Here is a 20,672-nt window from a genome sequence, read left to right on the forward strand (position 1 = left end):
GTTTATTATTTATTTAACTATTTCGTTAAATATTGAATATTCAGCACTTTTCGTCTTTATTTTACTAATTAATCTTCATAACTTTCACCATGTCCACTTGCTTTAGTCAAACTCAGGCCATTTTTAAAAACTAACTGAAGTCCGTGTTCTTCTTCCCATTCACATCCACAAGAAACACATAAATAAAAAACTCCATTTTCATCCCAATCAATAATTATTTCAGATGGATAAACAAAATTCCAAACTTCTTCAACAGTTTTAATATCTAATCGTTTCGTATATCCAAATTTTAAAATTTCATCATAATAATTGAAAACTAGTTGCGCATTTTTAATACTTTCTTTCACATCAAGTTTTAGAAAATTCTCTAATACTTCATCTGCTTCAAACAAATATGAAGGATATCTGGCATCCACAAACCCAATTTTTAATTTTTTATTATTAAAATACGGTATTGGATATGGCTCACTTTCAAAAAAATCTAAATCATGTTCCAAAGGTTTAAGTTCTCCAACAATTTTTGATTTCATGTAATTTTTATAATCCCAGTTTTATATAAATTTATAGCCTTCTCAATAACCCTTTCAATTTGTTCCAAAGGCAAATCTTCATTATTATTCAGCATCATAATTTTCATCCTTGACCGATTTTCCTGAATCAAAAAAGACTCTTCAAAGTGTTTGCCTTCTACAATTCCAATATAAGGCTGTTTGTTTTTTTTATGAATCCATAAGTAGCAAAACATTTTTCCCTTATAACAAAAAAATGGCATTCCATATTTTAAAACATTAGTAATGTTTTGGTCTTGTTTTAGAATAATTTCTTTTAATGCAAGAAAGATTCCCTTTACAGGCTCTTCTTGGTTTAAATAGAAATCATCCAATTTTGTCATTTTTTACTTTTTGGAGTTCTTGCAAAACTTATTTTTAACTTATCCGTGCATTTAGAATTAACTTTACTTTTATGTATCAAAGAATCATTCCTCATATAAAATTTTTCTTTGTTAAGAACTACAAATGAAACATCAATATCAGGCGTACAGCCAGGTATTGTTGTCGTAACTTTATTTTTTCCATCAGAAGAATTACAATCAGAAAAAGGAGAAACATTATAGCAATCTTCCATTTTTGTACTACTTAATTCTATGGTATCTCCTATTATTTTCCAACTTCCGTTAGAGAAACCTGTCCAGTCGCTGCTTCCCCCGTTATATAAAAATGTATTATTATCGAGTATTTTTAAAGTGGTCTTATTCTCGGCTTTAAATCCGGTATCATACCAGGTTCCAACAAAATTTTTCGGGGTACTTTCTGTTTTCTTACACGAAATAGAAAAAATAAGAACTACTAAACTCAGTGTTTTAATTGTCATCAAATAGAAATTTTAATTTTCAAATTTATCAAAAAAAATATTCGTTTCCTGCATATCTGTCTTTAGATTATGTAGAAAACGAATATTAGTAAATGTCAAATCACATTTCACGATTTACATTTGACACTTTATAAAAAATTAATCGTGATTTTCTATTTGTTTATAAGCATCAATTACCTTTTTGACTAATCTGTGACGTACGATATCCTTATCATCAAGATAAATAATTCCGATTCCGTCAACGTCTTTCAGAACCAAGATTGCTTCTTTAAGACCAGAAATAGTTCTGCGTGGTAAATCGACCTGTCCAGGATCACCCGTAATCATGAATTTGGCATTTTTTCCCATACGGGTCAAAAACATTTTCATTTGCGAGTGTGTCGTATTCTGCGCTTCATCGAGAATTACAAAGGCATTATCAAGCGTACGTCCACGCATAAATGCCAATGGCGCAATCTGTATAATTCCTTTTAAAATGTAATCTTCGAGCTTTTCGTTTGGCAGCATATCGCGCAAAGCATCATAAAGAGGCTGCATGTAAGGATCTAGTTTTTCTTTCATATCGCCGGGTAAAAAACCAAGATTTTCTCCTGCTTCTACCGCCGGTCGCGTTAGTATTATCCTTTTTACTTCCTTGTCTTTAAGCGCTTTAACCGCCATTGCAACACCAGTGTACGTTTTTCCTGTTCCGGCTGGACCAACAGCAAATACCATATCGTTTTTTTTGATGGTATCTACCAATAGTTGCTGGTTAGGCGTCATGGCTTTAATTATTTTACCGCCAACTCCATGAACTAATATTTTGTCATGATCGTATGATTTTCTTTCATCCTGACCATCACTCATTATTACACGTTCAATTACATTATCATCAATGTTGTTGTATCTTGTAAAATGAAGCATAAGCCTCTGAAATCTTTTTTCGAATTCATCTAGAACTTCTTTTTCGCCAAATGCTTTCAAAGTGGTACCTCTCGCTACTATTTTAAGCTTTGGGTAATACTTTTTAATTATTTCAAGATGAGTGTCTTGAGCGCCCCAAAAGTCTTTTGGAGCGATGTCTATGAGCTCGATAATTCTTTCGTTCAAATGAGATAGTTTTAAATTAAAAATAAATCAGTTTTTATAAATCAGTGGTTGTCGGGTATTTTTTTAGTTTAAAGTTTTCAGTGACAGTCGGAGTTTTAAAATCATTATCGTTAAAAAACTGAAAACTGAAACTGAAAACTAAGACTACTATATATTTATCGCAATTTGTCTTTTCTTTCTTTCAATTTGCATTTACTATTATTAGCTTTGCATTTCTCAAATTTAATGAAAATTAGATTTAAATACTACCAATAGTTATAAACAAAATTATGTCAATAATTACCCTTACTACCGATTACGGCTTAAAAGACCACTTTGTTGGTTCGCTTAAGGGTAAAATATTATCTGAGTATCCAGAGGTTACAATTGTTGATATTTCGCATGACATAGATCCATTTAACACTGCTGAAGCAAGTTACATTGTTGGCGCATCTTATTTGAGTTTCCCAAAAGGAACCGTTCACTTAATTGGTGTCGATATCGAACGCAATAAAGAGAATCAGCATATTGCCATGCAATGGAATGATCATTTCTTTATTTGTGCCGATAATGGTATTCTAAGCATGCTTACGCAGAAAATTGTTCCGCAAAAAATTGTTGCCATCAATATACACGATCGTTTTCCGAGTGAATTCAGCGATTTGGATATTTTTATAAAAGTTGCCAGCCATATTTCTAAAGGCGGATTACTAAATGTTATTGGAAAAGAAATCGCAGAAATTAAACAAATTACAGAGCTGCAACCTGTAATCTCAAACGACGGAAGCTCTATAAAAGGATATGTAATTTACATTGATCATTTTGGAAACATTGTAACTAATATTTCCAAAAAGCAGTTTGTAGAAATCGCAAAAGGGCGTCCGTACGAAATTGTAATGAAGCCAAAAAGTATCAAAACAATTCTGCCAAATTACTCTGCAATAGCAACATCAGACAAATATCCCATTAAAACTTACGAAGGCGAAAAGCTGGCTATTTTTAACGAAGCCGGTTTTCTTGAAATTGCCATTTTTAGGAGTAATCCTTCAAAAGTTGGTTCAGCAAATAGCCTTTTAGGATTGAATTATCGTGATGTGATTACGATTAAGTTTTTATAAGTTTAGAGTATTGAATATCTAAAAAATGGCACGGAGATTTTAACTGATTTAAGCTGATAGATACAGATTTTCTCGTGGCTTTGTCATTTCGATTTCTATGATAAAAGCAATTTTTTAAGAGCTAATCCCGCTATCCGTTTCAATCTTTTTCATAAGAATGTTTACGTTTAGTATGTCATTTCGATCCCGAGGCTTCGGGAGAGAAATCACACTCGAAACTCGACAAAGATTGGTGATATTCGTTACGGAATTACAAATGCGATCTCTCCTTTGTTAAGATGACAACATTGCGGTAAAAACTATTTTATAATATTTTAATTTTTCATAAAAAGAACAATCAATTTTGGTATTTTTGCGCACCTGTAAGATCTTTAGACATTCAACAATCTAAAATCAGCAATCTAAAATCTAAAATTAAACACATGTTTGTTAGAATAGTAAAAATGAGTTTTCACGAAGAAAAGATTCCGGATTTTCTGGAGAATTTTGAAAGCGTGAAAGACAAAATACGAAATGCTGAAGGAAATCGTTTTTTAGAATTGTATCAGGATAAGAATGACAAAAGCATCTTTTTTACTTACAGTTATTGGGAAACTGAAGAAGATTTAGAAAATTACAGAAAATCTGAATTATTTAATTCGGTTTGGAGTTTTACAAAAACACTGTTCAATGCAAAACCAGAAGCGTGGAGCGTTGACAAGATTGTTAGTTTGAATTAGTTTGTTTCAAGTTTCAGGTTTCAGGATATATGCTGAATCTGAATATTGGAACGAAGTAACCGCAGAGAACGCAAAGATTATATTTAAATCGTTTTAGAAATAGCAAAGTTCGCAAAGCTGTGTGGACATGAAACCTGAAACTTGAGACAAAAAATAATAAATCTAATTATGAAATACATTTTCTTATGTCTTTTATTAGTTTCGCTTAGTAGTTGTTCGCAAAATAAACGTTTAGTTTTAGGTAAAGAATATGCGCAAGAAGAGTTAAAAAGAGCTTTATCTAAAGAAGTGCAACATAATATTATTAATAATAAAACAATACTAATAAAAGACAGTGTTATTGCAATTAAAATCGCAGAACCAATTTTATTCGAAATTTACGGCAAACAAAACATTGAAAAACAAAGACCGTATGAAATTTATTTATTGCAAAATTACTGGGTTATTTCAGGAACTTTGCCCGAAGATTATTTGGGAGGAACATTTTTAATAATTATTGATTCCAAAAACTCAAAGATCATAAAAATAACACACGGAAAATAATTTTTAAAGCTTTCAGAGTTCAAAAAACTGAAACCTGAAACAAAAAAACTTGAAACAAAAATAAGTTACATGAAATCAATCATTTTACGAGAAATAAAATCCTTTTTTGGCTCTCCTATTGGCTATTTGGTCATTGCTATTTTCTTAATTAGCAATGGACTATTTTTATGGGTATTCGAAGGAGATTACAACATATTAAACAGTGGTTATGCCGATTTGACTCCGTTTTTTACTTTGGCGCCATGGATTTTAATTTTCTTGATTCCTGCGGTTACAATGAGAAGTTTCTCTGATGAAAAAAAACAAGGAACATTAGAATTGCTTCTAACTAAACCATTATCAATTTGGGAAATCGTAAACGGAAAATTTTTAGGTTCCCTCCTATTGATTGTTTTGGCAATTATTCCAACCTTTATATATGTAAAAGTGATTTCTAATTTGGGTGCACCCGAAGGAAATATCGATATGGGAAGTACAATTGGTTCTTATTTTGGATTATTATTTCTGATTGCGGCTTATTCAGCTATCGGAATTTTTACTTCTACGTTATCCGAAAATCAAATCGTTGCTTTTATTATTGCCGTTTTTCTGTGCTTTATTTTCTATTTTGGATTTGAAGGATTGGCTTCATTGATTCCCGGATCTTCTACAATTGTTTCGGCATTTGGTATGCAGGATCACTTTAAAAGTATGAGTCGAGGCGTTATTGATACACGCGATGTTCTTTATTTTTTGAGCATCACCGTATTATTTCTGTCTTTTACAGTTTATCAATTAAAATCTTTTAAAGCATAATGAAAGTATCTACTCAACAAAATATCAAAACGTTAGGTATTACGGTTTTTGTTTTAATCGTTTTAAATGTATTGGGAAGTTTATTTTTCCACCGATTTGATTTAACCAAAGACAAACGATATACTTTATCTGAAACTTCTTTACAAATTGTAAAACAGGTAAAAAACCCGTTGTCGATCAAGATTTATATGCAAGGCGATTTGCCGGCAGATTTTAAACGTTTACAGCTAGAAACAAAACAATTACTGGAAGAGTTTCAGGCTTATAACAGCAATATTGTTTTTGAATTTGTTAATCCGTTAGAAAACGGAGACGAAAACATGGATGTTGTAAAATCTCTTTATCAAAAGGGTCTTACGCCAATAAACATCACTGTTGACAATAAAGGAAAACAATCTCAGGCAATGGTTTTTCCTTGGGCAGTTGCGGTTTATAATAATAAAGAAGTTAATATTCCTTTGTTGAAAAACATTATGGGCGCTTCGACGACGCAAAAAGTAATTGGGTCAATTCAGCATTTAGAATATTCGATTGCTGATGCTATTAATAAAATCAGCAAAGACAGACAAAAGAAGGTTGCGATTATAAAAGGAAACGGAGAATTAAGTGAAGTTCACATTGCTAAATTATTACAGCAAATTCGTGAAAGTTACTATATAGGACCTTTCACTTTAGATTCTGTGGCTCAAAATCCAACAGGAACTTTAGACGCTTTAAAAAAATATGATTTAGCGATTATCTCAAAACCAACTGAAACTTTTTCTGATGAAGAAAAACAGGTTTTGGATCAGTTTATTATGAATGGTGGGAAAACCTTGTGGCTAATTGATCAGGTTGCGGCTGATATGGACAGTTTATACAATCAATCCGGTGCAACGTTGGCATATCCAAGAGATTTGAATCTGAATGATATGTTCTTTAAATACGGATTCAGAATTAATCCCGATTTAGTAAAAGACGAACATGGAAGCCCTATAAAATTAGCTACTGGCGAACAAGGAAGTGCTACACAATACCAGGATTTTGTTTGGAAGTATGCCCCTATTGTAGTACCAACGAGCAATAATCCGATAGTAAAAAATCTGGGGGAAATTAAATTTGATTTCGCAAGCCCGATTGATACTTTGAAAAACGGAATCAAAAAAACGGTTTTATTGCAATCGTCTCAATATTCTAAAACCGTTGGATCACCTGCAGAAATCAGTTTGAATATTGTAACCGAAAAAACTTCTCCACAGGATTATATAAATAAAGGAAACATTCCGCTTTCTGTTTTACTGGAAGGTTCGTTTCACTCGGCTTTTGAGAATCGCGTATTGCCGTTTAAAGAAAATTCGTTTTTAGCAAAAGGAAAACCAAACAAAATGATTGTAATTGCCGATGGAGATTTGGCGAGAAATCAATTAGACAAAAACATGATGCCTGTAGAATTAGGTTACGATCAACGTACCGGAAACCTATACGACAACAAAGATTTCATGATGAATTGTATTAATTATTTGTTGGATGATACCGGACTTATTAACATTAGAAGCAAAGATGTTAGTTTGCCATTATTGGACAAAGAGAAGGTTTACGAGAATTATACAATGACGCAATTCATAACTATCGGACTTCCAATTCTAATTTTATTGGTTTTCGGATTAGCCTTTACTTACTTACGAAAAAGAAAATACAGCAAATAGATGTTAATAAAAAATTTGCAAAACTAAGATTGTTTACGATATATTTGTAATCCGTATCTTTAGCGTCTAAATGCTAAAGAATACACCAAAAAATAAAACAAAAGAGATGAAATTTATAGTATCGAGTTCGTACTTATTAAAACAATTACAAGTTTTAGGTAGTGTAATCAACAGTAACAATACGTTGCCTATTTTAGATAACTTTTTATTTGAACTAGACAATGTTGAGTTGACAGTTTCGGCTTCGGATCTTGAAACTACAATGTCGGCTACATTATCAATTGATTCTACAAGCAAAGGAAGTGTTGCTGTGCCAGCTAAACTTTTGCTTGAAATTTTGAAAACGTTCCCGGAACAGCCTTTAACTTTTACAGTTGAAGATAACAATACAGTTGAAATCAGTTCAAATTCAGGAAAATATGCATTGGCATATGCTGCGGGAGAAGAATTTCCTAAAGCAGTAAACCTTGAAGATCCATCTGTAACACTTGTTCCTGCAGATGTTTTGGCAACTGCTGTAAGCAAAACAATTTTCGCTGCCGGAAACGACGATTTACGTCCGGTAATGTCTGGAGTTTTCTTCCAGTTCTCACCAGAAGGATTGACTTTTGTTGCAACAGATGCTCACAAATTAGTAAAATATGCCCGTACAGATGTAAAAGCGTCTCAGGTTGCAGATTTTATTATGCCAAAGAAACCTTTGAATATCTTAAAAAGTATTCTTGGATCTTCTGATGCTGAAGTAAAAATTGAATACAACGATTCGAATGCGACTTTCTCATTTGACAATTATATTTTAATGTGCCGTTTAATTGATGGAAAATACCCTAATTATGAAGCGGTAATTCCAAAGGAGAATCCAAACAAATTAATGATTGACCGTTCTTTATTTTTAAGTTCAGTTAAACGTGTTGCGATTTTCTCAAACAAAACAACACACCAGATTCGTTTAAAAATCGCCGGAGCTGAATTAAATGTTTCTGCTGAAGATATCGATTACTCAAACAAAGCCGAAGAAAGATTGACTTGTGATTACCAAGGAGATGATCTTCAAATTGGTTTCAACTCTCGTTTTTTAACAGAGATGTTGACTAACCTACAATCAGATATGATCATGCTAGAGATGTCATTGCCTAACAGAGCTGGTATTCTTACGCCTGTTGATGGTTTAGAAGAAGGAGAAACAGTAACAATGTTGGTAATGCCCGTAATGTTAAATAGTTAACATCAAAAGTACTTTTTGTTACAGGGATTTTTTTTAGTTTCAAATTAAAGACATATCATTGTAAAAAAAAATATCGCTATTAACCAACCATTTTTTATACCTAGAAACCGCAATTCTCAAAAAGAGTTGCGGTTTTTTATTTTAAGAGTGTTTTTTTTGTTTCAAGTTTGAAGTTTCAAGTTTTATAACTTTGTGTTTATAATAAACCCGACAGGTTTTTAAAACCTGTCGAGTTTGCTAAACATAAAATTTACGATGTAAGCTTTGTAAAAGTTTAAAACCAAGAGTGTAAGGAACTTTAATTTGACAACGATTTTTAAAAAAAATCACACAAAATAGCCACAATCTTGTCATTTCGAACGAAGGGAGAAATCACACGCGGGGAGAACGCACTGTTGACGAGCTACTTTATGTGATTTCTCCCTTCGGTCGAAATGACAAAAATGCGTATATCAACTTTGAGCTTAGGCTTTCGACAAAGTTCCTTACACTCTTGGTTTAAAACTTTCACAAAGCTCTCGAAAGCCAAAAAACCTGAAACTTCAAACCTGAAACATTTTTTTTCTAACTTTGTAATATGAAAATAGAAATTTGGTCGGACATCATGTGTCCGTTTTGTTATATCGGAAAAAGACAACTGGAAACCGCTTTAGCTGAGTTTCCAAATGATGAATTTGAAATTGAGTGGAAAAGCTTTCAACTTGATCCAACTATTACGCCACAATCAGGAAAAGACGTTTATACGTTTCTTGCTGAACGAAAAGGTATTTCTGTTGAACAATCTATAGAAATGCACAAAGGTGTCGTAGAACGTGCAAAAAGCGTTGGTTTGGATTATCATTTTGACAAAGCTATAATCTCAAATTCTTTGACAGCACATCGTATTATACATTTGGCTAAAGCCAAAAAATTAGGCGATGAAATGGAAGAAATCTTCTTTAAAGCTTATTTTACTGAAGGGCGAGACTTAAATGATGGTCCAACCCTAATCGAATTGGCCATCAAAGCTGGTTTAGATCAGAATCAGGTTTTAGAAGTATTAAAAGATGAAGACTTATTTTTAAAAGACGTTGAGAACGATATTAAAGAAGCGCAGGAAATTGGCGTGCAAGGTGTTCCGTTTTTTGTCTTTGATCGAAAATATGCCGTTTCCGGAGCGCAGCCCGTTGAAGCTTTTGTAAATACGATTAAGGAAATGCAGAAATAACCGCGATCTTGTCATCCCGAGGAACGAGGGATCTCCGTAAGTAGCTCGACAAAGATTGTGTATTTTGATTACGGAGTTTCTTGCGGAGATCCCTCGTTCCTCGGGATGACAAGATTGTGTTTGCATTGCGAGAGATGTATTAATCCCGAAGCCTCGGGACATCCCTACAATATGTTTCGTTCCTCTGGAACTTCTTAAAAAAAACCAGATATGACAAACTATTGTATAAGTCGTTACTATCTCCGACATCGCTAAGAATGACAATCCAGATCAAACTCTATAATCTAAAATCTTTACTCTTTGTTCTAAAATCTTTGTTCTCTAATCTAAAATCTACACTCTAAAATCTAAGATTATATCACCCCCATTTTCTGCATTAAAAAAGTAGCGCTTTTATTTTTACAGATTCCATTTCTAAGTTTATAATCAAAATGAAGTTCGTTATTTTGGATTTGGACTTCAAAGCATTGGTTGGTTAGAATATTAGGATACTCATTTGTTGTCAGGCAAACTTCGATATCATGTGTTGCTATTGCGCCAATGGCCTTTTTTGCAATGATTTTTTTAACTACTTCAATAGTACCGTTTCGTTTATCATCAGAGTTTGTTCCTCTTAAAATTTCATCCAGCAAAACAAAAGCAGGCTGCTCTTCTAAGGCATCCATAATTTGTTTTAAACGCTTGATTTCGGCAAAAAAGTACGATTCACTATCAGCTAAGGAATCTGATAATCGCATTGAAACCAATACTGGAAGTGGATGAATATTAGCTTTTGAAGCACAAACAACTGAACCTATTCCGCCTAAAACCATATTAATCCCTAAACTTCTTAAAAAAGTACTTTTTCCGGACATATTAGAACCGGTCAAAATCACGAATGATTCCGGATAAAAATGAGTATCATTCCCTACTCTCGTTGTCGGATTTAGTAAAGGATGACTTAAATCTGAGAATCCAATTTTAAATTCGGAATTGATCTCAGGGAAAACAAAATCAGGATTATTATAAGCGAGATTTGCCAAACTGTTTAAAGCCTCAAATTCTCCAATAATAGCAATCCATTTTTCGAGTTCGGTCGAATAATTGTCTTTCCATTTTAATAGGGCTCTCAAAACATGCAGATTAAACAAAAAGGTTCCGTTAAAAACAATTGCCGTAACAAAATTGTTAATCGTATCCATTCTTGAAAACAACTCTGATAAATCTTTTAAGTGTGTACTTGCTGTTGCATTTTTAAAAATTAATTGTTGCTGAAAATCAACTAATTTTTTGGACTGAAAAGTTTCTTTTTCAATTTTCTGAACTAATAAACTGTATTGTTTAATTATTTTGTCAACATTATCAGCTTTAGCAATCTCAGATTGAATTCGTTTGAAAGACTGCCCTAAAACAATCATATTTGCTATAAAAATATAAGTGACATAAGACAATAAAATCATTTTTGAAGTGACAAAATAGGCAATTAAAAAACCGAAGAATAATGTTGGAAGAACAATTGATGCAGCAACTAAAGCTTTAGGTAGCGCATTATTTTTAAATGAATTCCAATGTATTAAAGAATCATACGAACTTTTAGAATCATTACTAATCATTGCCAAAGCCAGGAAATCCTGACGCCAGTCAATTTTAGCATTAAGTTCATTTATTGCTTCCTGATTTTCCAGAATTGTTTCATTAGAAGACAACTTCAATAATTGATTTGCTAATGTTTTTTTTCCTGTAAAAGTTGCCGTTCTGTTTATATTTTGAAATAAAGAATGATCTCCAAAAATATCCAAATCGTAAGCATAAGGATGATGAAAATCATTGAATTCTATTCCATTTTCAAAAGGAAGTTTTTCTCTTTTTAAAAATGAAATCTCATTTTTATTAATTTTTAAAATCGCTGAAGTAAGTTCTTTTTGAAATGACAACGCAGAATGAATTCGCATCAAAAAAAGAAAACCAACAAAAGATAGAAAAGCAAAAACTACGTAAAGAATTTCATTGGTTTTTATGTAATAAAACAATAAAAACAAACCCAGAAAAACGGTTAAAAGGCGTAGAATACTTATGCTGTTATATCTTTTATTGATTTTATGAAAAAGTGTTGTATAATGTTCAACTTTATTATTATATGCTTCCATTCTTAGATTTTAATGAAATACAAATATAGGTTTTACACTTACAAATTACCATCAATATATATTAGATTTTAGGTTTCATGCATTACTAAAACCGGAATTGAAACTTCTTTGGCAATTTTCTTCGAAAAACTAGATTCAAAAATACTTTCAAAGAACGATCTTTTATGAGTTATTGTAGTCAGAATATCAACATCTTTATAAAGTATAAAATCAAGTATGGTTTCTTTTACTTCATCACTTGGCAAGACCAGAAATTCGACATTTTCATTTGCAAATTCTTTTTCCCATTCTTTAATAGTAGCATCAGAAACATCTGAACCGGAAGTTTTAACATATAAGCTTTTTACTTTTGCATTTGTTTTTTTTGCAATTTCCAGAACCTTTTTTAGCTCTGACTTATCTTTTTCACGATAGCGTGTTGTGAAACCAATTATTTTAATCTTTTTGAATTTTGCATCAGCAGGAATACATAAAACGGGAACTTTTACTTCTGAAATTACGGAACTTGTATTCGATCCAAGAAAGAATTTTGTCCAGTCATTAACTCCTGAAGTTCCCATTATCACAAAATCAATTTTATCTTCTTCTACTGCATTTTTTAAATTATAAATTAAATCGCCGTCCATCAAACGATGTTTTATTACAATATCATCTAATTTTCGTTCTTCAGCAATGGCTCTCAGTTTTGGAATTTCATCCTTAAACATTTCGAATTTTGCTAATTCGATCGAACTATAAATCGATGCATAATTTTCCGGAAAGAACTGGCTGTCATAAACCGGGATCTCAAAAGTATGCAGCAAAATAAGTTCGGCATTAACAATTTTTGCAAATTCTAAAGCATGAACAAAAGCATTTGTAGCTGCTTCAGAAAAGTCTGTTGGAAATAGTATCTTTTTCATTTTGTTTGAGATTACTGGTTTGTTTCTCAAATTTAATCATTCTAAAAACAAAATAACCTGACAATTATCAGTATTTTAACATTTAATATTCTCCTAAAACTCCATTTTATAAGCTATAAAATTCTCATTTCCCTCTTTAGTTCAGGTTGTTATCTTTACGGCTTTTTTATACCTTTGCAGCATGATAAATCAAGATTCTATAGTTGCATTGGCTACTCCATCTGGAGCTGGAGCTATTGCTATTATCCGTATTTCAGGTTCTGATGCTATTACCATTGGAGATTCAGTTTTTAAATCCATCAAAAACAAAGATTTAACCAAACAAAAAACACATACGCTGCATTTGGGTCATATTGTTGATGATTCAAAAACACTGGATGAAGTTTTGGTTTCTGTTTTTAAGGGGCCAAATTCTTATACAGGCGAAAATACGATTGAGATTTCATGCCATGGATCTACTTATATTCAGCAGCAAATTATTCAATTACTATTGAGAAAAGGCTGTAGAATGGCTGATGCAGGTGAATTTACATTAAGAGCTTTCCTTAACGGAAAATTGGATTTATCTCAGGCAGAAGCTGTTGCCGATTTGATTTCATCTGATAATGAAGCTTCTCACCAAATTGCGATGCAGCAAATGCGCGGTGGTTTTAGTAATGAAATTGCCAAATTACGTGAAGAACTTTTGAATTTTGCTTCTCTAATTGAATTGGAATTGGATTTTGCAGAAGAAGATGTGGAATTTGCAGACAGAACTCAATTTCATGAATTATTAAATAGAATCGAATTCGTATTAAAACGTTTAATTGATTCGTTTGCTGTTGGAAATGTAATCAAAAACGGAATTCCGGTTGCAATTGTTGGTGAACCAAATGTTGGAAAATCGACTCTTTTAAATGCTTTACTAAACGAAGAACGCGCCATAGTTTCGGACATTGCAGGAACAACCCGTGATACTATCGAAGACGTATTGGTAATTGGCGGAATTGGTTTTAGATTCATTGATACAGCTGGAATCCGCGAAACGAAAGATGTTGTAGAAAGCATCGGAATCAAAAAAACCTTCGAAAAAATTGAGCAGGCACAAGTTGTTATATTTTTGTTTGATGGTTTTAAGTTTCAGGTTTCAGGTTCTGAATATATTGTTGAAATAGAAAAAGTTAAAAATAAATATCCTTTAAAACCAATTTTAGTTGTCATTAATAAAGTGGATTTATTAAGTGAAAATGAAATTCAAACGATCAATGAAAAACTTGAAACTTTAAACTTGAAACTTTTGAAAATTTCTGCTAAAGAGAAAATTGGTGTTGATGAATTAAAGAATGAATTACTTTCTTTCGTAAATACTGGTGCTCTTCGTAATAATGAAACAATCGTTACGAATACAAGACATTATGATTCCTTATTGAAAGCTTTAGATGAAATACAAAAAGTCAAATACGGTCTTGAAACTAATTTGTCGAGCGACCTTATAGCTCTTGATATTCGTGAAGCTTTATATCAATTTGGGCTTATTACAGGTCAGGTCTCAAACGACGAATTACTGGGGAATATCTTTGCAAATTTCTGCATCGGAAAATAGACAGACGAAATAAAAACAAATAAACGAGTAAGAGTATTAATAAATAATATTTTTACTCGTTTTTTTATTCCTTTTTTACTTTGGATAAAGAATAGAGCTTGTAGCTTCCTCTCAGTTATAATTGCTATGATAATGCCGTTTTATTCTAAGATCTTGGTTTCGGCAAGTTTCTGTCGTACATGATAATAGTTCCGGCAACGGCTACATTTAAGCTTTTTTCTGATTTGAATTTTACTAAATGATGGCACTTATCCATTACTTTTTTGGACAAACCATGATCTTCTGCGCCTAATAAATAAACACAACGTCTTGGATGTTCAAAGGTTTCCAAATCAGAAGCTTTTTCATCTAATTCAACACCAACCAATCGCGCACCTTTAGGTAGGTTTTCAAAAAATGCTTCAAAAGTATCATAATGAAAATAGGGAATTGACTTTACTGCATCATGAGTATCAGAAGCTTGTTTGGCATATCGATTACCAATAGTAAATATAAAAGTAGCGCCTAAGTTTTGAGCAGATCGCCATAAAACACCCAAATTTTCAGGCGTTTTACCATTTTGTATTCCTATCCCAAAATATTCATTTATAAAGTTATCATTCATAAAGGCAAAAATACAAACTGTAAATATATAAATCAATTTTATTGAGGTGAAATGAAGCACTAGTATTGGTATGCTTTAGATAATTCGTAACGAAAGTATCATAAATTTTCAACCCGATTGGTACAACAAAAAATAAAGACATTCCTATTCTGTATGCTGTTAGTAAGTACGCAACTTATAGGCAAATTCCTTTAATAAAATAAATTAAAAAGATAGTCAGACCTTCAGTATTATTATAATGTTGAAGGTTTTTTTATTTTATTAGAACTATTAATGAGATTCTTTATGAGCGGGATGAAAAAGCAAAAACAACATCATATTATAGTTGTCCTTGAGTTTTTCTTTCAGTATTTTATAAGCTTTACTGATCTGGGCTTCAACGGTTTTAATAGAAACATCGAGATGTTCTGCTATTTCAATATTGGTAAGTCCCTCCTTTTTGCTTAAAATAAATACCTGTTGACATTTAGTTGGTAAATTTTGGATTTCTTTATTGATGATTGCCAGCATTCGTTCTATTGAATTTTCGTCTGTGGTCTCAACAACATGCTGCATTGATTCCACATATTTTTGCTGTAGCAGCATCATCGCCTTATTTTGCTGATAGCTGTTTATAAATTCATTATAAACCGATTTATATAAAAAACTTTGTATGGAGAACTCCGGATTAAGCTTGCTTCTGTTTTTCCATGTTTTTAAAAATACATTCTGAACAATATCCTGAGCCATCGAATGGTCATTTACTAAGGTCAAAGCATAGGCATGAAGCTTTCTATGAAACTTATTCAGCAGAAATTTATACGCCTTTTCTTCTCCATTTGTAAGGCTTTCCATCAAAATTTTATTATCGTCAAAATCCATAAAAAGTAATTATTCGGCAAAATAAAGAAAAAAAATATATGAATATGAAAAAAATATTAATAAAAAATTAGGGTATTGTGATTCTGCCTTGTATTACATAAAAAACCACCCCAAAATGGATTTCAAAAAAGTCGAAATTATAATTATAAAGTATTTTTCCCAGTCTGCAAATATGCAGGATTTGGATATACTGAACAAATGGATAGAAGATCCGGAGAATCAAGTGATTTTTCAGGACTATGTAAAAACGCATTTTGCTGTAACATTGGCTATGAATAATCCGGATATTAAAACAGTTAAAAAAGCACTATTAAAAGAAATAAGAAAGGAAAAGAAAAAAGTGCAGAAATACAGACTTCGTTCCTTAATGAAATATGCTGCCATTGCCATTATATTTTTAGGAATTGGTGTTTTATTACAAAAGAATGTTTTTAATGCCAATAATTCCAAAGAAATAATTGTTCCTAAAAAGGATGAAATTACGCTAAAACTAGGAAACGGAAATATTAAAGTTATCGCAGCTGACGGAACTTCAAAAGTATATGATGCCAATGGAAAAGTAGTTGGTGAGCAAAATGGAAAGGAACTGGTATATACTAATGACCCAAAAGTTACGAAGCTAGTATATAACACATTAAGTATTCCGAACGGAAAACGTTTTAACATCACGCTTTCAGACGGAACTGTAGTCTATCTGAATGCGGGAAGCTCTATGACTTATCCTGTACAGTTTATAAAAAACGAAAAACGAAAAATCTTCCTTACAGGAGAAGCTTTCTTTGAAGTTGCTCACGATAAAAAACATCCTTTTATTGTAAATGCCAACAAACTCGACGTTCAGGTTTATGGAACTAAATTCAATGTAAGTAATTATCAGGAAGATGATGCTACAGATGTTGTGCTTGTCGAAGGTTCAGTAAGTATGGCAGAATCAGGATCAGCAGGGAAAAGTAAAAATGAAATTTTCCTGTCTCCGGGTTATAAAGGAACTTTTATTAAAGATAACAAAAAGATATCCAATGAAAAGGTCAACACTTCTTTATATACTTCCTGGATGAATGGAAATCTTGTTTTTAGACAAGAATCTTTTGAAAATATCATTAAAAAATTAGAACGCCATTACAATGTAATTATCATCAACAATAATAAAAACCTTGCAAAAGAAACCTTTAATGCTACTATAGAAACTGATCATGAAAGCATTGAGCAAGTATTCAATTACTTTAAAAAAGTCTATCAGATTAACTACAGTATCGTAGAAAACAAAATTATAATCAATTAAATTAAAATAAGCCTATGTAGTTCCACTTAAAAACTTAGTACTAACTATCACTTAAAATACCTCTTCCAAATCATCTGGATAAAAAAAATCGGAAAATGCGCTAACATTTCCCGACTTAGGTAAAGTGATCAAACCGCAAAGATTAATCACTAATTAACATTCCAAAATTATGAAAAAACCACCAAAGTCCAATGGATTATTTCCTGCGTGCTTAAAATTTGATTTAAAAATGAAGTTATCACTGTTATTTTTTGTCACCGCAAGTTTTGTTATGCAAGCCAGCATCTCATATTCTCAAAAAACTAAAATCTCTTTGAATAAAGAAAGTGTTACTGTAAAAGAAGTTATCGATGAAATCGAAACTACTACAGAATTTAAATTTCTTTTTAATACCAAGTCCGTTGATTTAAACCGAAAAGTAACTTTGAACGTTAAAAAAGTTCCGGTAAATATTATTCTGGACTTACTTTTTAAAGGTACTGATACTTCATATGAAATTGATGATCGCAAGATTTTGTTAACCAAAACAAAAGAGAACAAAGTCATCATGATAAGTCAGCCAAATCTTCCGGATCTTCCTCCTGTCCAAATTAAAGGAACGATCGTTGATTCTAACGGACAGCCGCTGCCAAGTGCGAACGTTGTCGAAAAAGGAACCAAAACCGGAGTAACAACAGATTTTGATGGAAAATTTGCTTTGAATGTTTCAAACGAAAACGCCATACTAATAATATCGTACATAGGATTTGATACTCAGGAAGTTTCCCTTAAAGGTCAAGCTACTATTAAAATTGTTCTGAAAGAAAGTGCTGCAGGACTTAATGAAGTTGTAGTAGTTGGTTATGGTACTCAAAAGAAACACGACATAACCGGATCTGTATCTTCAATTAATAAAAACTCGATAAAAGATCTTGTACTTACTTCTACAGAACAGGCTTTAAAAGGACAAGCTGCCGGAGTACAAATGACACAATCTTCATCAGCTCCCGGAGGTGGTGCATCTGTAAGAATTCGTGGAGGTAACTCTATCAGTGCAGGAAACGAACCTTTATATGTTATTGACGGTTTCCCGATATACAATGACAACAGTAACTCTACCGGAGTTTTAGGAAACGGACAGCCTACGAATGTGCTTGCTTCTATCAATCCTAGTGATATTGAATCTATGGAAATTCTAAAAGATGCTTCGGCAACTGCTATCTATGGTGCAAGAGGTGCTAATGGAGTAATCATTATTACTACTAAACGTGGTAAAACAGGACAAACAAGCGTAAATTTTGAAACCTATTACGGTTTCCAACAGCTTAGTAAAAAAATAGATTTAGTAAATGCATATGATTTTGCAAGAAATGCTAACGTAGACAACGTACAAAGAGCACGTCCAATTATTTATCCCGATCCTGAAATTTATAATCCGGCAGTATATGGTCAGGGAACGGATTGGCAGGATGAAGCTTTTAGAGTTGCTCCGACACAAAACTATCAATTAGGTTTTACAGGTGGAAATGAGCAGACAAAATATGCGATTTCAGGAAATTATTTTACTCAGGATGGTATCCTTCGCGGATCAGATTTTACACGTGGTTCTGTACGCGTAAACCTGGATCAAAACCTAAGTTCTAAATTTAAATTGGGATTAAGTTTCACTGCTTCGAGAACAGCAAACAATCAGGCTAAAACAGATACAGATCTGGATGCCAATAATATTGGTGCCGTAACTTCTATTCTTTATGCTCCGCCAACTGCACCTGTTTATGCACCTGATGGAAGCTACAACAGATTTATTGGACCAGATGGAAGTTTCTACGGAAATCCTGTTGCATCGCTACTGGAAATTAAAAACTTATCCAGAACGGATCGTGTAATGGGAAATATTTTTCTTGACTATAAAATCACAAAAGATTTATTATTCAAAATAAGTTTTGGAGGTGATCAAATCAATGTTAAAGATGATTACTATATGCCAGCGTTTATTCAGAATACCGGACAAAATGCAAAAGCAAGAATTGGAGTTAACCAAAGCTTTAGCTGGTTAAATGAAAACACTTTAACTTATACTAAAACCTTTGCTGCAAAACACAATTTTACGGCATTAGGAGGTTTTACGCGTCAAAAATTCACTGCAGAAAATGTAACAACAGGAGCTGATAAGTTCGTTAATGACGTTTTAGGAGATGGAAGTTTAGGTACCGGAGCAATAGTTGTTCCTCCAACATCAAATGTAAACGAATGGGCACTTGAATCTTACATTGCAAGAATTAATTATGGTTACGATAACAGATATTTAGTAACCCTTACAGGTCGTGCCGATGGATCATCCCGTTTTGGTGAAAGTAATAAATTCTCATTCTTCCCTTCAGGATCTGTTGCGTGGAGAGTATCTGAAGAAGATTTTATGAAATCAACTCAAAAAATCATCTCAAATCTTAAACTAAGAACAAGTTACGGACAAACCGGTAATACCGAAATCCCAACATACCGCAGTTTAGCAGCCTTAGGCGGAACTTCTAATTATCCAATTGGTGGAGTTATCACAAGCGGAGTGGCTTCTACAAGAGTTGCCAATCCTAACTTAAAATGGGAAACTACATCGCAATTCGACGCAGGTGTTGATTTAAGTTTGTTTTCAAACCGAATTAACTTTGTTGCAGATTATTACGACAAACGTACCAAAGATTTATTACTTGACGTTCAGATTCCTGGAACTTCTGGATATCAGACTTCACTTCAAAATGTTGGAAGTGTAAGAAATCATGGTATTGAATTGGCTTTAAATACAGTGAATTTTGACGGTGACTTTAAATGGAAAACATCCTTTAATATCACTTTCAATAAAAATGAAGTAACAGATCTGGGTGGAGATTATGAAAGACCAGCCGGAGGAGGAAGTGCCAGTAAAGCAATTGCAAATACAGGAATTTTAAGAGTTGGTGAGCCTGTTGGTTTATTTTATGGTTATGTAACCGATGGTTTATTTCAAACTCAAGCCGAAGTAGATGCAGGAATAGCTTCTGGACAAGCAGGTGTAAAATTAGGAGATCGTCGCTATAAAGACATTAATGGTGACGGAAAATTAGATGCCAAAGACCGTGCAATCTTAGGATATGCACAACCTGATTTCTTTTATGGAATGACCAATACTTTTAGTTATAAAAACTTCGATTTAAATGTTTTAATTAATGGTGTTCAGGGCAATGATGTTTTAAATCTAAATGTAAATGCAGAAACAGATATTAATGCTCCAGGTTCAAATAACAGATGGACGCCAACAAACACAAATACAGATGTTCCAAGAACTACAAAAGAAACACGTTTAACAAACAAACAAGTAGAAGACGGATCTTACCTGCGCATACAAAACATATCATTTGGATATGAAATGCCAAAGATTGTTTTCAAAAATACTTTTGTAGAGTCCATCAGATTATATGTGAGTTTACAAAACTATTTCACGTTCACCAATTACAAAGGATACAATCCTGACGTGAATTCATTTGGACAGGACAATCTTAGCATCGGTGTTGATCGTGGAGGTTATCCGGCTGCCAAAACATTCCTAATGGGACTTAATGTAAAACTTTAAT

General features: G+C 32.7%; 18 protein-coding genes. 10 read left to right on the top strand and 8 right to left on the bottom strand.

What is annotated here, in order from left to right:
• Positions 1-68 precede the first annotated feature (68 nt).
• From EAH81_RS22905 to EAH81_RS22920, 4 genes are all read right to left on the bottom strand, one after another.
• Positions 69-530, bottom strand: a complete 462-nt coding sequence (locus EAH81_RS22905; protein ID WP_140511329.1) for a DUF6985 domain-containing protein — start codon at positions 528-530, stop codon at positions 69-71.
• On the bottom strand, positions 527-892 hold the full coding sequence (locus EAH81_RS22910) for a DUF1801 domain-containing protein (protein WP_140511330.1): 366 nt from the start codon (positions 890-892) through the stop codon (positions 527-529). The genes EAH81_RS22905 and EAH81_RS22910 overlap by 4 nt, the downstream gene beginning before the upstream one ends.
• Positions 889-1,371, bottom strand: a complete 483-nt coding sequence (locus tag EAH81_RS22915; RefSeq protein WP_140511331.1) for a hypothetical protein — start codon at positions 1,369-1,371, stop codon at positions 889-891. The genes EAH81_RS22910 and EAH81_RS22915 overlap by 4 nt, the downstream gene beginning before the upstream one ends.
• Positions 1,372-1,509: 138 nt before the next feature.
• Positions 1,510-2,460, bottom strand: a complete 951-nt coding sequence (locus EAH81_RS22920; protein ID WP_056190794.1) for a PhoH family protein — start codon at positions 2,458-2,460, stop codon at positions 1,510-1,512.
• Between the two features lie 269 nt (positions 2,461-2,729).
• On the opposite strand from EAH81_RS22920, the gene EAH81_RS22925 reads away from it, so the two are divergent.
• From EAH81_RS22925 to EAH81_RS22955, 7 genes are all read left to right on the top strand, one after another.
• On the top strand, positions 2,730-3,557 hold the full coding sequence (locus EAH81_RS22925) for an S-adenosyl-l-methionine hydroxide adenosyltransferase family protein (RefSeq protein ID WP_140511332.1): 828 nt from the start codon (positions 2,730-2,732) through the stop codon (positions 3,555-3,557).
• Positions 3,558-3,979: 422 nt separating this feature from the next.
• Positions 3,980-4,276, top strand: coding sequence for a putative quinol monooxygenase (locus EAH81_RS22930; protein ID WP_140511333.1), 297 nt, complete (start codon positions 3,980-3,982; stop codon positions 4,274-4,276).
• Between the two features lie 168 nt (positions 4,277-4,444).
• Positions 4,445-4,819, top strand: a complete 375-nt coding sequence (locus tag EAH81_RS22935; RefSeq protein ID WP_140511334.1) for a YbbC/YhhH family protein — start codon at positions 4,445-4,447, stop codon at positions 4,817-4,819.
• A gap of 69 nt (positions 4,820-4,888) precedes the next feature.
• On the top strand, positions 4,889-5,614 hold the full coding sequence (gene gldF / locus EAH81_RS22940) for a gliding motility-associated ABC transporter permease subunit GldF (RefSeq protein WP_140511335.1): 726 nt from the start codon (positions 4,889-4,891) through the stop codon (positions 5,612-5,614).
• Entirely contained in the window at positions 5,614-7,299 is a 1,686-nt protein-coding gene (gene gldG / locus EAH81_RS22945; RefSeq protein ID WP_140511336.1) for a gliding motility-associated ABC transporter substrate-binding protein GldG, read from the top strand. The genes gldF and gldG overlap by 1 nt, the downstream gene beginning before the upstream one ends.
• A gap of 106 nt (positions 7,300-7,405) precedes the next feature.
• Entirely contained in the window at positions 7,406-8,524 is a 1,119-nt protein-coding gene (gene dnaN, locus EAH81_RS22950; RefSeq protein ID WP_140511337.1) for a DNA polymerase III subunit beta, read from the top strand.
• Between the two features lie 577 nt (positions 8,525-9,101).
• Entirely contained in the window at positions 9,102-9,731 is a 630-nt protein-coding gene (locus EAH81_RS22955; RefSeq protein WP_140511338.1) for a DsbA family protein, read from the top strand.
• Positions 9,732-10,084: 353 nt separating this feature from the next.
• Here EAH81_RS22955 and EAH81_RS22960 read toward each other — a convergent pair whose 3' ends face one another.
• Positions 10,085-11,857, bottom strand: coding sequence for a MutS-related protein (locus tag EAH81_RS22960; protein WP_140511339.1), 1,773 nt, complete (start codon positions 11,855-11,857; stop codon positions 10,085-10,087).
• A gap of 68 nt (positions 11,858-11,925) precedes the next feature.
• Positions 11,926-12,759, bottom strand: coding sequence for a universal stress protein (locus EAH81_RS22965; protein ID WP_140511340.1), 834 nt, complete (start codon positions 12,757-12,759; stop codon positions 11,926-11,928).
• A 181-nt stretch (positions 12,760-12,940) separates the two neighbouring features.
• Here EAH81_RS22965 and mnmE point away from each other — a divergent pair, with 181 nt between their 5' ends.
• Positions 12,941-14,341 (top strand): tRNA uridine-5-carboxymethylaminomethyl(34) synthesis GTPase MnmE, encoded by a 1,401-nt coding sequence (gene mnmE / locus EAH81_RS22970; RefSeq protein ID WP_140511341.1) that lies wholly within the window; start codon positions 12,941-12,943, stop codon positions 14,339-14,341.
• A gap of 145 nt (positions 14,342-14,486) precedes the next feature.
• Here the strand turns inward: mnmE and EAH81_RS22975 are convergent, their stop codons facing one another.
• Both EAH81_RS22975 and EAH81_RS22980 read right to left on the bottom strand, forming a co-directional pair.
• Positions 14,487-14,945 (bottom strand): RNA methyltransferase, encoded by a 459-nt coding sequence (locus EAH81_RS22975; RefSeq protein WP_140511342.1) that lies wholly within the window; start codon positions 14,943-14,945, stop codon positions 14,487-14,489.
• 270 nt (positions 14,946-15,215) lie between these two features.
• Positions 15,216-15,806: an RNA polymerase sigma factor gene (locus tag EAH81_RS22980; RefSeq protein ID WP_140511343.1), complete on the bottom strand. Its 591-nt coding sequence runs from the start codon at positions 15,804-15,806 to the stop codon at positions 15,216-15,218.
• A 115-nt stretch (positions 15,807-15,921) separates the two neighbouring features.
• On the opposite strand from EAH81_RS22980, the gene EAH81_RS22985 reads away from it, so the two are divergent.
• Positions 15,922-17,088 carry a FecR family protein gene (locus tag EAH81_RS22985; protein WP_140511344.1) on the top strand — a complete coding sequence of 389 codons (1,167 nt, stop codon included), beginning with the start codon at positions 15,922-15,924 and terminating at the stop codon, positions 17,086-17,088.
• Between the two features lie 229 nt (positions 17,089-17,317).
• The gene (locus EAH81_RS22990; protein ID WP_161595846.1) at positions 17,318-20,671 is read left to right on the top strand and encodes a TonB-dependent receptor; all 3,354 of its coding nucleotides are present in this window, start codon (positions 17,318-17,320) and stop codon (positions 20,669-20,671) included.
• Position 20,672 lies beyond the last annotated feature (1 nt).

Origin of the sequence: Flavobacterium pectinovorum (assembly GCF_006438875.1) — a bacterium.
Lineage (GTDB): Bacteria > Bacteroidota > Bacteroidia > Flavobacteriales > Flavobacteriaceae > Flavobacterium > Flavobacterium pectinovorum_A.

Coding starts and splice junctions, on each gene's coding strand:
- EAH81_RS22985 (WP_140511344.1), top strand. CDS start 15,922: ATGGATTTCAAAAAAGTCGAAATTATAATTATAAAGTATTTTTCCCAG.
- EAH81_RS22915 (WP_140511331.1), bottom strand. CDS start 1,371: ATGACAATTAAAACACTGAGTTTAGTAGTTCTTATTTTTTCTATTTCG.
- EAH81_RS22965 (WP_140511340.1), bottom strand. CDS start 12,759: ATGAAAAAGATACTATTTCCAACAGACTTTTCTGAAGCAGCTACAAAT.
- EAH81_RS22975 (WP_140511342.1), bottom strand. CDS start 14,945: ATGAATGATAACTTTATAAATGAATATTTTGGGATAGGAATACAAAAT.
- EAH81_RS22980 (WP_140511343.1), bottom strand. CDS start 15,806: ATGGATTTTGACGATAATAAAATTTTGATGGAAAGCCTTACAAATGGA.
- gldF (WP_140511335.1), top strand. CDS start 4,889: ATGAAATCAATCATTTTACGAGAAATAAAATCCTTTTTTGGCTCTCCT.
- EAH81_RS22935 (WP_140511334.1), top strand. CDS start 4,445: ATGAAATACATTTTCTTATGTCTTTTATTAGTTTCGCTTAGTAGTTGT.
- EAH81_RS22960 (WP_140511339.1), bottom strand. CDS start 11,857: ATGGAAGCATATAATAATAAAGTTGAACATTATACAACACTTTTTCAT.
- mnmE (WP_140511341.1), top strand. CDS start 12,941: ATGATAAATCAAGATTCTATAGTTGCATTGGCTACTCCATCTGGAGCT.
- EAH81_RS22930 (WP_140511333.1), top strand. CDS start 3,980: ATGTTTGTTAGAATAGTAAAAATGAGTTTTCACGAAGAAAAGATTCCG.
- EAH81_RS22905 (WP_140511329.1), bottom strand. CDS start 530: ATGAAATCAAAAATTGTTGGAGAACTTAAACCTTTGGAACATGATTTA.
- gldG (WP_140511336.1), top strand. CDS start 5,614: ATGAAAGTATCTACTCAACAAAATATCAAAACGTTAGGTATTACGGTT.
- dnaN (WP_140511337.1), top strand. CDS start 7,406: ATGAAATTTATAGTATCGAGTTCGTACTTATTAAAACAATTACAAGTT.
- EAH81_RS22990 (WP_161595846.1), top strand. CDS start 17,318: ATGAAGTTATCACTGTTATTTTTTGTCACCGCAAGTTTTGTTATGCAA.
- EAH81_RS22910 (WP_140511330.1), bottom strand. CDS start 892: ATGACAAAATTGGATGATTTCTATTTAAACCAAGAAGAGCCTGTAAAG.
- EAH81_RS22925 (WP_140511332.1), top strand. CDS start 2,730: ATGTCAATAATTACCCTTACTACCGATTACGGCTTAAAAGACCACTTT.
- EAH81_RS22955 (WP_140511338.1), top strand. CDS start 9,102: ATGAAAATAGAAATTTGGTCGGACATCATGTGTCCGTTTTGTTATATC.